16 protein-coding genes are annotated in these 13,444 nt (G+C 49.0%); 10 read left to right on the top strand and 6 right to left on the bottom strand.

Going from position 1 to position 13,444, the window contains the following annotated elements:
* From ACFQZT_RS29620 to ACFQZT_RS29605, 4 genes are all read left to right on the top strand, one after another.
* Window positions 1-846, top strand: a complete 846-nt coding sequence (locus ACFQZT_RS29620) for a carbohydrate ABC transporter permease (RefSeq protein WP_379306079.1) — start codon at window positions 1-3, stop codon at window positions 844-846.
* 53 nt (window positions 847-899) lie between these two features.
* Window positions 900-2,300 carry an arabinan endo-1,5-alpha-L-arabinosidase gene (locus ACFQZT_RS29615; protein WP_379306156.1) on the top strand — a complete coding sequence of 467 codons (1,401 nt, stop codon included), beginning with the start codon at window positions 900-902 and terminating at the stop codon, window positions 2,298-2,300.
* 21 nt (window positions 2,301-2,321) lie between these two features.
* Window positions 2,322-3,305 (top strand): glycoside hydrolase family 43 protein, encoded by a 984-nt coding sequence (locus ACFQZT_RS29610; RefSeq protein ID WP_379306077.1) that lies wholly within the window; start codon window positions 2,322-2,324, stop codon window positions 3,303-3,305.
* Window positions 3,306-3,476: 171 nt separating this feature from the next.
* Window positions 3,477-4,043, top strand: a complete 567-nt coding sequence (locus tag ACFQZT_RS29605) for a DUF1697 domain-containing protein (RefSeq protein WP_379306076.1) — start codon at window positions 3,477-3,479, stop codon at window positions 4,041-4,043.
* Window positions 4,044-4,071: 28 nt separating this feature from the next.
* On the opposite strand, the gene ACFQZT_RS29600 is transcribed toward ACFQZT_RS29605, so the two are convergent.
* Genes ACFQZT_RS29600 through ACFQZT_RS29590 form a run of 3 tightly spaced genes read right to left on the bottom strand, consistent with a single transcriptional unit; the run spans window position 4,072 to window position 5,819 of the window.
* Window positions 4,072-4,848 carry a spermidine synthase gene (locus ACFQZT_RS29600; RefSeq protein ID WP_379306074.1) on the bottom strand — a complete coding sequence of 259 codons (777 nt, stop codon included), beginning with the start codon at window positions 4,846-4,848 and terminating at the stop codon, window positions 4,072-4,074.
* A 56-nt stretch (window positions 4,849-4,904) separates the two neighbouring features.
* The gene (locus tag ACFQZT_RS29595; RefSeq protein ID WP_379306072.1) at window positions 4,905-5,435 is read right to left on the bottom strand and encodes an SRPBCC family protein; all 531 of its coding nucleotides are present in this window, start codon (window positions 5,433-5,435) and stop codon (window positions 4,905-4,907) included.
* A 33-nt stretch (window positions 5,436-5,468) separates the two neighbouring features.
* Window positions 5,469-5,819: an ArsR/SmtB family transcription factor gene (locus ACFQZT_RS29590; protein WP_379306071.1), complete on the bottom strand. Its 351-nt coding sequence runs from the start codon at window positions 5,817-5,819 to the stop codon at window positions 5,469-5,471.
* A 196-nt stretch (window positions 5,820-6,015) separates the two neighbouring features.
* Between ACFQZT_RS29590 and ACFQZT_RS29585 the strand changes: the two genes are divergently transcribed.
* The 4 genes from ACFQZT_RS29585 to ACFQZT_RS29570 are packed head-to-tail and all read left to right on the top strand — an operon-like array spanning window position 6,016 to window position 8,883.
* A complete protein-coding gene (locus tag ACFQZT_RS29585; RefSeq protein ID WP_379306069.1) occupies window positions 6,016-6,714 on the top strand; it encodes a Crp/Fnr family transcriptional regulator in 699 nt (232 codons plus the stop codon).
* A 15-nt stretch (window positions 6,715-6,729) separates the two neighbouring features.
* Window positions 6,730-7,158, top strand: a complete 429-nt coding sequence (locus tag ACFQZT_RS29580) for a DMT family transporter (protein WP_379306067.1) — start codon at window positions 6,730-6,732, stop codon at window positions 7,156-7,158.
* A 21-nt stretch (window positions 7,159-7,179) separates the two neighbouring features.
* Complete coding sequence (locus tag ACFQZT_RS29575) at window positions 7,180-8,346, top strand: MFS transporter (RefSeq protein WP_379306065.1); 1,167 nt, start codon at window positions 7,180-7,182, stop codon at window positions 8,344-8,346.
* A gap of 24 nt (window positions 8,347-8,370) precedes the next feature.
* The gene (locus ACFQZT_RS29570; RefSeq protein WP_379306063.1) at window positions 8,371-8,883 is read left to right on the top strand and encodes a GNAT family N-acetyltransferase; all 513 of its coding nucleotides are present in this window, start codon (window positions 8,371-8,373) and stop codon (window positions 8,881-8,883) included.
* 45 nt (window positions 8,884-8,928) lie between these two features.
* On the opposite strand, the gene ACFQZT_RS29565 is transcribed toward ACFQZT_RS29570, so the two are convergent.
* Window positions 8,929-9,102, bottom strand: a complete 174-nt coding sequence (locus ACFQZT_RS29565) for a hypothetical protein (protein ID WP_379306060.1) — start codon at window positions 9,100-9,102, stop codon at window positions 8,929-8,931.
* Window positions 9,103-9,189: 87 nt separating this feature from the next.
* On the opposite strand from ACFQZT_RS29565, the gene ACFQZT_RS29560 reads away from it, so the two are divergent.
* Window positions 9,190-10,062 (top strand): aminoglycoside 6-adenylyltransferase, encoded by an 873-nt coding sequence (locus ACFQZT_RS29560; protein WP_379306058.1) that lies wholly within the window; start codon window positions 9,190-9,192, stop codon window positions 10,060-10,062.
* A gap of 199 nt (window positions 10,063-10,261) precedes the next feature.
* On the opposite strand, the gene ACFQZT_RS29555 is transcribed toward ACFQZT_RS29560, so the two are convergent.
* Both ACFQZT_RS29555 and ACFQZT_RS29550 read right to left on the bottom strand, forming a co-directional pair.
* Window positions 10,262-10,777, bottom strand: coding sequence for a CBO0543 family protein (locus tag ACFQZT_RS29555; protein ID WP_379306056.1), 516 nt, complete (start codon window positions 10,775-10,777; stop codon window positions 10,262-10,264).
* A gap of 79 nt (window positions 10,778-10,856) precedes the next feature.
* Window positions 10,857-11,717, bottom strand: a complete 861-nt coding sequence (locus ACFQZT_RS29550) for a helix-turn-helix domain-containing protein (RefSeq protein ID WP_379306054.1) — start codon at window positions 11,715-11,717, stop codon at window positions 10,857-10,859.
* A 145-nt stretch (window positions 11,718-11,862) separates the two neighbouring features.
* On the opposite strand from ACFQZT_RS29550, the gene melA reads away from it, so the two are divergent.
* A complete protein-coding gene (gene melA, locus ACFQZT_RS29545) occupies window positions 11,863-13,161 on the top strand; it encodes an alpha-glucosidase/alpha-galactosidase (RefSeq protein WP_379306052.1) in 1,299 nt (432 codons plus the stop codon).
* Window positions 13,162-13,444 lie beyond the last annotated feature (283 nt).

Genomic DNA, 13,444 nt, shown 5'->3' with positions numbered 1-13,444 from the left:
ATGAAAGAACGCGGATCCTGGTCGCTGCCGGCCGTCCTGATGCTCCTTCTGTTTATCGTACTTGCGATTGCCTCGATTTTCCCCTTGTACGCTCTATTTCTAGCATCGCTAAAGCCATCCAAGGAACTGCTGCGCTACGGTCTGAATGTAAAGCTGCAGTGGGATTTGATGAGCTTGAAAAACTACACGTTCATCTTGTCGGGCGAAGCCAAAAACTATTTTAATTGGTACAAAAACAGCCTCGTGATCACGGTGATTTTCACGGTAGTCAGCTTGCTTTTCTCCTCTATGGTCGGGTATGGTCTCGCCAAATATAATTTCAAAGGCAAGAACCTGATCTTCACCATGGTGCTGCTCGTCATGATGATTCCGGTGGAGATTATTATGCTTCCTCTTTACAAACTTACAATCGGCTTGAAGTTGATCAACACCATCGCAGGGGTCATTCTGCCCTTTGCCGTTGCGCCGCTGCCGATTTTTTTCTTCCGCCAATATGCGGCGGATCTGCCGAAAGATTTTCTCGATGCGGGCCGTATCGACGGATGCTCGGAGTACGGGATCTTCTTCCGTATTATGGTGCCGCTGATGGCCCCGGCCTTTGGTGCGATGACGATTTTGCAAGCAATGGGAAGCTGGAACAACTTCTTATGGCCGTTAATCGTACTGCGAACAAATGAAAGTTTTACGCTGCCAATTGGGCTGTCCAGCCTGCTCACGCCGTATGGCAACAATTACGACATTCTGGTGGCGGGCTCGGTGCTGGCCATTCTGCCGATCTTGATCCTGTTCGTGTTCTTCCAGCGTTACTTCGTCTCAGGGTTAACCGTCGGTGGGGTAAAAGGTTAATGGGGTTAAGGAACACGGGGCGGCAAGTGAATAGGCTTGGCAAAACATTAGGCATCGTCTTGTTGATAGGATCGCTGCTGGCGGGATGCACCAGCCGAGCGGTACCGAAGCCGGTGTACCCCTCAGCGCCCATCGACTACCCGATGTATGATGTGAAGAATGCGGACAATGAGCAGGAGTGGCACGTGAACAACGCTCACGATCCTTCCATTGTCAAAGACAGGGACATCTATTACGTGTTCTCCACGGATGTGAAAGCGTCCGGAACGCTGCGTCCCGGCATCATGGTGCGGAAGTCGAAGGACTTGATCGCCTGGGACTGGGTCGGCTATGCGTTCAAGGAAGGCATCCCGAAGTCGGCGCTCGCATGGACGAAAGCGACGAACTTGTGGGCGCCTGACGTGGCGAAGTTCGGAGACACGTACTACCTGTACTATGCGGCCTCGCAGTTCGGGACGAACCAATCAGTCATCGGCGTGGCCACGAGCGCTTCGATCGAGGGGCCATGGGCCGATCAGGGCGCTGTCGTGCAGACGCAGCGCGGAGACGAGCCGAACGCCATCGATCCGAATATCGTCCGCGATGCGGACGGTCAGCCCTGGATGGCGTATGGGTCTTTCTTCGGCGGGATCTATATCGCGCCGATTGACGCTGCGACAGGGAAGCTGAAGGAGCAGGGCTTCGGGCGCAAGATCGCAAGCCGGGATCACAAGACGGCCGAGGGCGCGATCGAAGGGCCGTATATCATTTACAACAAAGAGACGAAAAAGTACTACCTCTTCGCCTCGTACGATTCGCTTTTCAAAGATTACAACGTCCGGGTCGGACGTTCGGATGCGATAACCGGCCCATACCTCGATATGAATGGGCGGGATCTTAATGATCCGACCTCGGCGCCGGCCGGCGAGATCGGCAATAAGCTGATCGGCGGATACAGCTTCTCGCAGGGCGAGGGCTGGATCGCGCCGGGGCATAATTCCGTGCTGCAGGATGGCGGCAGCACGTACATGGTTCATCACGCGCGGGGCGAGACGCGCACGTCGTGGCCCTACCTGCACGTCCGGCAGATGCTTTGGACGAAGGACGGCTGGCCGGTCGTTTCGCCGGAACGCTATGCCGGCGAGAAGGTGCAGCCGATCCCCAAGGCGTCCATCGCCGGCACGTGGGAGCGTATCTATCACGAGAAGGCCACGAATGGTCGCGTGAAGGCGAAGCCGCTGACGCTGTTCTCGAACGGCAAGGCGGAGGGTGAGCCTGGGAGCGGAACTTGGTCGTTTGACGGCGACCATACGATGACGCTCACGTGGCATGAAGGTGAAGCGGCAGGACGGACCGAAGAGCTATTGCTCCTCCCCTCCTGGGACTGGGAATTACAACGTCCTGCGCTTGTATTTACCGGGCTGGATCGGAGTGGAACAGCCGTATGGGGCAAACAGATAAGTGACAAGAAATAGATATAAAGAGAGGGAACCTACATGCATTCATCAGAGAAATTGGTGCGCGAAACTTTCGTCAATCCGGTCATTGAGCAGCGGGCCGATCCGTGGGTATATAAGCACACTGACGGGTACTACTATTTCACTGCGTCCGTACCCGACTATGACCGGATCGAGGTGCGCAGAGCACGGGGCATCCAAGAACTTGCCGCTGCCGACTCAGTTACAGTATGGCGCAAATACGCGACGGGACTCATGAGCGCCAACATCTGGGCGCCGGAGATTCATTATATCGCTGGCAAATGGTATATCTATTTTGCAGCGGCACGGACGACAGAAACGAATAACGGCCTGTTTGATCACCGTATGTTCGTGCTTGAAAATGCCTCGGAGAATCCGCTAGAGGGTGAATGGTTGGAAAAGGGCCAGCTTCGCACGAATTGGGAATCGTTCTCCCTAGATGCGACCCAATTCGAGCATCGTGGCGTCCACTATCTCGTATGGGCGCAAAAGGACCCGGCCATTTACGGCAACTCCAACCTGTACATCGCTCCGCTTGAGAATCCTTGGACGATTCGCGGACAGCAGGTCATGATCGCAAAGCCTGAATATGACTGGGAAATCATAGGTTTTCACGTGAATGAAGGTGCAGCCGTGCTCAAAAAGAACGGCAAAATCTTCATCAGCTACTCGGCCAGTGCGACCGACTACAACTATGCGATGGGGCTGCTGACCGCATCGGCGGACAGCGATTTGCTGGACCCGAACTCATGGAGCAAAAGCCAGTCGCCCGTGTTCACAACGAATGAAACAAACGGACAGTATGGCCCCGGGCATAACAGTTTTACTGTTTCGCGGGACGGTAGTGAGGATATCTTGATCTACCATGCCCGGAATTACAAGGAAATCGTAGGCGATCCGCTGTATGATCCGAACCGTCACATGCGTGCGCAGCGTCTGGGCTGGCACGAAGACGGAACGCCGAATTTTGGCATCCCTGTTGCTGATGGAGAACCGGTGTAACTGCATAAAACGAAGCAGCATTCCCGGCTTGATGTCGAGGGTGCTGTTTTTTAGTTGACCGGAACAGAACGTTTGCGAATAGGCGGGCCACGTGCAGAAGCGTTGTTTCCATGGTAAAGTATGGATATTGGTTGTGGAAGTTACAATTTCAAAAAAAAGGTTGTGGGATAGATGACGATCTATATCGCGCTGTTGCGAGGGATTAACGTTGGTGGCAAGCATAAGATCAAGATGGCTGATTTGAAGCGCATATTTGAAACAATGGGCCTAAGCCGGGTTCAAACGTATATTCAAAGCGGTAATGTCCTGTTCGTATCGGATGAGGAGGAAGAGCCGCTTCGCAAGCGTCTCGAACAGGAGATCGAGGTGGAGTATGGCTTCCCAGTACCTGTTATATTAAGAACCTCTGACGAGTTGAAAAGGGTAACCGCGAATTGCCCGTTCTCGGAGGAAACCATTTCCGAAGCGGAGGCATCGAATGAAGGCGAGAGCCTTTATGTCTCCTTCATGCTTGAGGAGCCTTCGCAGGAAAAGGTTGAACGGTTGGAAGCTTACAGAAGTAAAGACGAACATTATCGGATTGTGGGCAAGGAGGTCTTTCTTTTATTCCATCGTAGTGTCCGCGATTCTAAACTTGCGAACAACCTTCATAAGCTGGATGTTCCATCAACTGTGCGCAATTGGAAAACGACAAATAAGCTCGTTGAACTTGCAAGTGCAATGGAGGTAAATGTATAGACAGGCACTAAACCTCCAGTGATTTCGTTCATCGCTCGTCCATAATGATATGTCCTTGCCCGGGTTCAAATTCGGTGAAACCGGCCATATGGCGCAGTTGGAACCCGATTGGCTTGTTTCTGCCCATAATAATGACATTCTGTATGTCGGTGGCGCGTTCGGATCGTAAGGAAAAGGATTTGGTATAAGCAAATTCTTCGCTAAGAGTTCTATGAATAGCGTTAATTAACTTGTCATTCTCACCTTTTCCCATCAGATTCATGATGATCGATCCCTGGGATTCAAGTTTACTTTTGGCGATTTGGAAAAATTGCTTGGATATTAAATGACACGGGGTTCCTTTATCGGTGAAGGCGTCTAAAATAAGATAGTCATAGGTATGCGGTTCTTCACTGCTGAGCAAAAGGCGTCCGTCGCCAACGATTACATTATTCTTACGGTAGCCGAAGTAGGTTTTGCTTATTTCGACTACGTTGCCGTCAAGCTCGGCGATTTTAAATCGCTTATCTGAAAAATGGCCGGCGATTGTCCCTATGCCATGCCCGATGACAAATACGTCTTCAAATGACGGGTTGTTGAACGCCATTAAGTGGATAATGGCCCTCGGATATTCAAATACGATCCGTTCCGGATCATTCAAGTCCATTGCCCCTTGGATAGCCTCGTTTGAAAATTGCAAAACACGGAAATGCCCCTTCTCGCCGTATAACTCCGTAGTCTCGTATACGGAAATTTCATGGCTGTTGCCGAATGTCTTCAACAGGATCTGCAAGTCATTGTACTCCCTCAAGGATATAGTATCCATAACAAAAACCTCCTCTTACTTGAGAAGGAGGTTTTGCTATTCTTTTAGCCAATCGTTCAGGCTTTCGCAAGGTAATCGGCAAGTTGTTCGAAGGTTCCGCCAAAGCCTTGTTTCATACTTTCGTGCATAGCCGCAAAGAATTGGAGTTCTTCCTCTGTCGCGTTAATAGGGCCGCCTCTGAGCGTTAGCGTCGTCTTGCCTTCGTGCTCGGTTAAGGTCAAGGTGTTCATGATTTCCAGCGGAAAGACAGCGCTAAAAGGAGGCCTGATCGTATTGCCCTCTTCATCGGAAAAGGAATTCGTGTAGACGATTTTCTCGGGCGGGGTGATTTCACCGTAGACAAACTTGCCCCACATGACGTTTCCGTCCGGCGATGTCATGCTGTAGTGAAAAATGCCGCCAGGGCGGAGATCCAACTTGGAGACACTGAGCGTTAAGCCTTTCGGTCCCCACCATTGCGCTAAGCGCTCAGCTTCGGTCCACGCCTTGAATACAAGTTCTCGCGGCGCATCAAAGCTGCGGGTGATAACCAGTTCGTTCCCTTCCATTTTCGTCGTGATGTTGTTTGCTGCATTGTTTTCAGCCATGTTATCCCTGCCTCCATTATTTTAATTTTGCCGTTACTCTTTGTTTGTACCGCTTTTGTCGCCTTGTTTCTTTTCCTGACGCTGCAGTTGCTGAAGATAATCATCCAATCGATCGAATCTCTCCTCCCAGATGCGGCGAAAAGAGTCCAACCAAGTGTTAAACTCTTGCAGGGACTGGGGTCTCAGCTTATAGATCCGCCGATTTGCGATTGGGTGCATATCGACAAGTCCGGCTTCGCTAAGTACGCGGAGATGTTTGGAAACTTGCGGTTGTGCAAGCCCAAGCCGATCGGCGATTTCCCCCACAGTAAGGGGGCCGTCGCGCAACAGTTCAATGATGTTCAAACGGTTGGATTCGGCAAGAGCACTAAAAATGCTATTCATGTACATAATATACTTCGCATGGAATATTCTTGTCAAGGAATATATGTGCGTGGATCAGCAATGCGTACCTTTGCATTCGTAGATGAAGACGGTTAAATTAGAAAAGGACATATGTCCTATTTGCAATTTGCTTTTATTCCATACACTGAATTGCAGGATAGCGCCAATGTGGTGCTATTGGAGCGGAGGATGTAGATTGCAGAAAATAAGCGATATCCAAGTTATTCAGGCGCTTATGCAAAAAAATGGTTTGGTCGACGTGTTTGGGCCCGAAGCTGTAGGAGAAATGGAGCTCAGAACCTATGCCGATCGAGAGATGGTTTGCTCCATGGGCGATACGCTGGATGGCTTGTACGTGCTTGTGTCGGGCAAACTGAAGGTCTATACGCTGCTGCCGAACGGCAAGACGATGCTGCTGCGGTTTTCCAGACCGCCGGCCCTGATCGGGGATGTGGAGTGGATGGCGCAATACCCCGTCAAAAATAATGTGGAAGCCGTCGGCGCTTGCTCGCTGCTTATCATAACCCGGGAGCTGATTCTTGAGAAAGAAGCGAATAACCCTGCATTTCTATGGTTTATGATCCAGAATCTGAGCCATAAACTGTATACGCTCGGCAATGCTTCAGCGATGAATTTGCTTTATCCGGTGGAAAATCGGTTCGCAAGCTATTTGCTTTCTCTGCTTTCACAGAAGGATGGCTTGGAGCAAGCGGAGGAAATACGCACATCTACACTGACGGAAACAGCAGAGATGCTTGGGACCAGCTATCGTCACTTGAATCGTGTTATTCATCGTTTGATTCAAGATGGTGTGCTCGTACGGAAAAAAGGGCGGCTCATTGTATTGAACGAACACAAATTGAGAGAGCTGGCAGGCAATCATTTGTACAACTAGGAAGGGGCTAAGAGCTTGGCGGGAATTCTATATTCATTATTAGCTGGTGTTTTTATTGCTATTCAAGGTGTCTTAAACACCAAGTTGAGTGAAAAAGCGGGGTTTTGGTTAACGAACACCATCGTGCACGGGTCTGGCTTTCTGGTATCGTTAATCCTGTTTGCACTGATTCGCGACGGCAGTTTGAGCCAATTGCAAAATGTGAACAAAGGCTATATGCTTGGCGGAATGTTCGGCGTGGCGATCGTATTCTCGGTCATGAAAGGAATCGGTCAGCTGGGGCCTGCATATTCGATAGCGATTTTACTTGTAGCTCAGTTAATTTTCGCTTTAGTCATTGATACATTTGGATTATTTGGCGTATCGGCTGTGCCGCTGGCTTGGAATAAGCTAGCGGGAGTCTTCATTATTATTGCGGGCATTGTTGTTTTTAAATTAAGATAGCTGAAAGGTTCAGGGATTTCGATGAATTCAACCTATTTATTACGGACGTTTAATTTTCTTTACTTTGCACTTCTAGCTTTATTCGTTTCCTTTCTACCGGTCTACATGGATGCGCAGGGTCTCCCGACTTCGAAGATCGGACTTATTATTGGCACCGGGGGGATTGTCACGATCTTTTCCCAACCATTATGGGGGATGATAAGCGACCGGACGAAAACTGTTAAAAAGATAATGCTGCTTCTGCTAGTCTGCTCTACCTTTGTTGGGTATTTTTTGTACGCTTCGGGTAGTTTTATAGTGCTCTTGCTCTTTACCATGTTGCTTTATTTCTTCTTGATGCCATTAGATCCGCTTACGGAAAGTCTCAATTTTCAAACGGCTGAGGCAAATAAAGTGAGCTATGGCTCGGTTCGTACGTTCGGAGCAGTCGGGTACGCGGTCATGTCGCTTGTTGTCGGCTATGCGATGCTGTATTTTGGCATGCAAAGCCTTGCGTTGTTGTTTGCGGGAATCGGGGTGATCGGTTTTCTGGTCTGTCTCGGCTTGCCGGATGCGCCGGCGACGGGGAAGCCGGTATCGATCAAAAGTTTGCGCAATTTTTTGAGTCACCGCGAGACAGTTTGGTTTCTGGTACTGATTTTTGTTTCTGCGGTACCTCAGCGTATCAATGATACTTATCTTGGCGTCTATATCCGGCAATTGGGCGGAACCTCTGACCTGGTCGGTCAAGCATGGTTTCTGGCTGCGGGAAGTGAGATTCTCGTCTTTGCGCTTAGTTTCTGGTGGTTGCGAAAAGGGAAAGAGATGATTCTCATAGCGTTTGCCAGCTTCTTTTATGCTTTGCGGTTCTTTCTGTCGGCATGGATCACTGATCCGCACTGGTTAACGTATTTGCAGCTGCTGCAGATCTTTACATTCCCTGTTTTTTACTCCGCGGCCATCCAATATCTTTACCGGATCGTTCCTGAGGAGTGGAAGGCCACGGGGCAGACGGTGCTGGCTTTACTTTTCTTTGGAGTTTCGGGCATCGTAGCTTCCTATCTTGGCGGGTGGGTGTATGAAGTCTTGGGAGGCCACAAGTTGTATTTGTCGATATCGGTGCTTTCTACGGCTGGGTTGCTGCTCAGTTTCGTCCTGCATAGAAGGTATGGGCAAAGATTCGAGAGTGCCAAGATCGTAGCGAGGTAATCATTGTTTGGGAGGTTGCTCATTGTGGAAATACGTAGAATTGGGCATGAAGAAATTCCCGAGGTGCATAAGCTGATGATCGACGTGGTGTCGCGTCTTCCCGCTCAATCGTTTTTCGCTATGGACGATGAGGACAGCTTGCACGCTCTTATAGAAAATCAAGGGGAGATCTATGGCGCTTATGTGGAAGCCCGTCTCGTTGCCTACACGGTACTTGCATTCCCCGGACCCGGGTCAAAAAATCTGGGAAGGGAGTTTGGCGTGCCGGAGACAGAGCTGACGCGGGTGGCCGTTCTGGATGCAACCGTCGTGCATGAATCCGCAAGGGGACAAGGTTTGCAGCGTCGCTTTCACGAGCTGAGGGAAGAGCGTGCTAGGGCTCGCGGCTGCTTACATCTGTACTCGACGGTTCATCCGGACAATCACGTCAGCCGGCGTAATTTGGAGGCATCAGGCTTCTTGCTTCAATTCACCCGTCCCATGTATGGCGGCCTGCCAAGGCATTGTTATGCAAAACGGCTTATTTATCCGAACTAGAAAAAAAGCAATAGCCCTTCGCTTTAGGGTTATTGCTTTTCTTTGTTACTCCAGACGGTAATCGTCCGTCTTCTCTCCGTCTTCCCATATTTCTACGAAAAGAGCATCGCAATTTTCAAAATCGGACGTTTTGAAGGAAAGGGCTCTTTCCTCGTCCGTGCCTACATAAACATTGTCCATTCCATCTTCGTTAAACGAGAGGATTACGTATATTTTCATGCATCTCTACCTCCACATACTGATTCTTTGCATTATATCACAATGGCTTTTATGATTAATATCAATCAGATATAAGGGAGGGCTCGAATGCGAAACGAGGAAGAGATGCTAGCGCTCATCGTTGGTTATGCCGAAAAAAATGAACAGGTAAGGGCAGTCATCATGAATGGATCGCGACTGAATAAGAATGCGCCGCGCGATTGTTTTCAGGATTATGACATCGTCTATGTGGTCACGGAGGTTGATTCCTTCGTACGCGAGCGTGACTGGATCCAACAGTTCGGTGAAATGATGATTATGCAGATGCCGGAAGAAATGGGTTCTGAGCTTCGGGAGTCTTATGACTTTTTTAATTTTCTCATGCAATTTACAGACGGCAATCGAATTGATCTGAATTTGTACACGGCGGAGAGGTTTAGTCAGGTGGAAAGGGATAGCTTGAGCCTGCTGCTTCTTGATAAAGATGGCCGGATCGATCCCTTTCCGCCGCCAAGCGACTCCGATTATATCACATTGCGGCCGTCCGCCAAGCAATTCGCAAACTGCTGCAATGAATTCTGGTGGGTTAGCACCTATATCGTCAAAGGACTATGGAGAGGCGAAGTGCTCTACGCGAAACAAATGTTGGAGCAACCGGTGCGGGACATGCTGATTAAGATGCTGCGATGGCACGTGGGCATTCGTTCCGGTTTTACCGTCGATTCGGGGAAATATGGTAAATATTTCGAGAAACAACTGACGCCAGAGCAGTGGGATCAACTGATGAGCACATACCCCGACGCTAATTACGATCATATCTGGCAGGCGCTGTTTAACATGGTTGATCTCTTTAGACAAATTGCGTTGGAAGTCGCCGCGCATCTGGGGTACGAATACCCTCATGACGATGATCGAAGAGTCACCGCCCATCTTGTTCATGTGAGGGATTTGCCTCAAGATGCTGAACGGATGTATCCATAAACAAATCCAAGGGTATGGTGACAAATAGGTAGGCTAGTAGAGGTGTTTTTCATCGTTGCAATGGGCGAGGGGAAATGAAGTCGTGTCTCTAACGATACTTTCCATCTTTACAGACGAGAAGATGGCGGATTAACAAAGACAAGTTCGTTCACGAACGTACCGCAGTAGACCAAGACCTGAGGAGCTGCCTCAGGTTTTTTCATTTCATCTTTTCAAGGGTAACATTGAATAAAACAATAAGCAGTCCTGTATAGACGACAGAGCAGGCAATGCCGATTAGAGGATTGCGGAAATGGACGCGCAGCATGATAAACATGATGATATCGAAAAGTGTTGACCATAATAGATTCCACCGGTTGTGGTAGGTAATCGCTCCCAATTTCACTGAAATATATTCGAGCACGACAAAAAGAGCTGTGAATAAAAGGATATACTTGAACCTTTGCAAAAGCGAACGATCTGCCGGATAATGCGAGAGATAAACCCATGTCGAGAGGGGCATGCCAATCAAGCAAAGCAGCAGAATGGGGATCATGGCGTATTTCACACCGTTGGGCTCCATCTGCCAGAGCTGATAATTATAACAAATCAATTCGTATAACAAATTGCTGAGTGACGCGAATAGAATCGTCGGATAATAGGGTTTCCAGTTGCGATCGGCGAGTTTGAAGGCAGCTAGAATCCAAAGAATTGAATATAGGACAGCAACCAACACGGACCAACTCCTTCTTAAGGTAGATTACCCGAAAGAAAGATTAACATACAATTCATTTCATTCATTAATATGGTAAGTTTCACAGAAAATTAGCGCACTGCTTTCGATAAGCGGAAGGAGCCACGCCGTTCCATTTGCGAAATTGCTTGGAAAAATACAAAGCATCGTTGAATCCGACCGAAGAGGCAACCTGATCAATGGTCATAGAGGTTTCCAGCAGCTGCTTCGCGCGTTCCATTCGAATTTTGAGCAAATATTGCATCGGGGACAGTCCGATATATTGCTTGAACATTTTGCATAAATAAGTACGATGATAGCCAATCGAATGGGCCAATGATTCTATAGAGACAGTCTGCGTGTATTGAAGTTCCAAATAACGAACCGCTTGAGAAACTTGGCGCTCAATCTCGGATTCAGCCACGCGTTTATCGGTAACCCGATGCCGGTTGGTCTGTCCAAGCCTACTTAGCAGGAGACGCAGCCAACCTCCGGCTTCCATATCCTCAAGCACCGGATAGTCCGACTGCTGAAAGCTGGAACGGATTTGGCGGTATACGTGCCGAATGGCGCGGGGATTGCTGCCCGAGATGACGGCATTCTCAGGAGTGACTCCCATGGAAGATAACGTCATGCCAACGGCTCGGCCGGCGAAAGCAACCCATGCATAATGCCAAGGTTGGTCTGCATCTGCGATATAGCTGAACAGCTCGCCAGGGAAGATGACGAACGTGTCCCCGGATCTGCAGCGGTAAGAGCGATCACGCATTTCGAAGACGCCCTCTCCGGAGAGGACCGTATGAATCAGGTAGTAATCATGCACGGCAGGGCCCATTTGATGCAGAGGGATGGGCTTGCCTTCTCCGCTAAATAGCACCGATATATCTGCGTTGGTGGTAAGAGGATTAATGTTGATCGTAAAATAAGAGTGTTCCGGATTCATAGGATCACCTCTTGCTTTTTTCTCATAGGGTAGCGTAAAAAACTAAAAATGTCCATATTGCTGTTCGTTCGATCCATATGCATCATTAAGCCGCTGAGCTATAGTGAAGTGGAGAAGAACAAGACAATATGGAGGCGACGAACCTATGTCCAAAATTACTTTTTTAGGTGCAGGAAGTACCGTATTTGCCAAAAATGTACTTGGCGATTGTATGCTGACGCCTGCTCTTCAGGGCTTTGAACTAGCGTTATTTGACATTGATCATGTGCGGTTGCAGGATTCCGCAAATATGCTGAATAACATCAAAAAGACGAGCGGAAGCACATGTGTTGTGAAAGCGTATACGGACCGGAAGGAAGCCCTGCGCGGAGCCAAATATGTGGTCAATGCCATCCAGGTTGGCGGCTATGATCCTTGCACCATTACGGATTTTGAAATCCCGAAAAAATACGGCCTGCGTCAAACGATTGCCGACACGGTCGGTATCGGAGGGATCTTCCGCAACCTCCGCACAATTCCAGTGATGCTCGATTTTGCCGCTGACATTCGCGAGGTTTGTCCGGATGCATGGTTCCTCAATTACACTAACCCGATGGCGGTGTTAACGAATGTGATGAACACCTACGGCGGCGTTCGCACCGTTGGACTTTGCCATAGTGTGCAAGCTTGTATTCCCGGCTTATTCGACAGCTTGGGCATCGATAAGGAAGGCGTCAAAGCCAAGATTGCCGGAATCAACCATATGGCATGGCTGCTTGAAGTAACCAAAGACGGTGTCGATTTATATCCGGAGATTAAAAAACGGGCGGCTGAGAAACAAAAAGAAAAGCATTGGGACATGGTCCGCTATGAAATGATGCTGAAATTCGGCCATTACATCACAGAGTCTTCGGAACACAATGCCGAATACCATCCTTATTTCATCAAACGGAATTATCCGGAGCTGATCGACCGTTTCAACATTCCGCTGGATGAATACCCGCGCCGCTGTATTGAGCAGATTGCGCGCTGGGGAAAAATGCGTGACGATCTCGTAAACGATACGAATCTGACGCATGAACGCTCTCACGAATATGCTTCCTACATCTTTGAAGCGATGGAAACCGATATTCCGTTCAAAATCGGCGGCAACGTTATGAACACCGGCCTGATCACCAACTTGCCGCGCGAAGCATGCGTAGAGGTGCCTTGCTTGGTCGACCGCAATGGCGTCATTCCTACCTATGTAGGCGACCTGCCTCCGCAATGTGCGGCGCTCAACCGGACGAACATCAATACGCAGCTGCTGACGATCGAAGCGGCGATTACGCGCAAGCGCGAGCACATTTATCATGCAGCGATGCTCGATCCGCATACATCTGCGGAGCTTTCTATGGATGATATTATCGCAATGTGCGACGATCTTATCGAAGCGCACGGCAAATGGCTGCCAGAATATCACTAAAAGAACATGACAAAAATAAAAGCCAGAAATCCTTGATTGTAAAGGGTTTCTGGCTTTTTTAAATTAGCAAGTTTGACCCTACGGGGCGCTAATTGATGTGTAATGATGTTTTTCAGCGTTGCAAACGTAAAAGCAAAATGGAAACGGGCCAATAGCGATGTTTCCCATCGTTGCTTGTTTGAAGTGGGCAGATGCCATACTTGGATATACACACTAGGATCGACAGGAAGATATGAAAATGCTCACCCTCCAAGCGGATTAAACTCGCATATGCTTCTAAAGA

This window comes from Paenibacillus sp. GCM10027628 (genome assembly GCF_042676385.1).
Lineage (GTDB): Bacteria > Bacillota > Bacilli > Paenibacillales > NBRC-103111 > Paenibacillus_E.
Note: the sequence above shows the minus strand (reverse complement) of the source record. Positions and strands in the feature narration are given on the sequence as shown.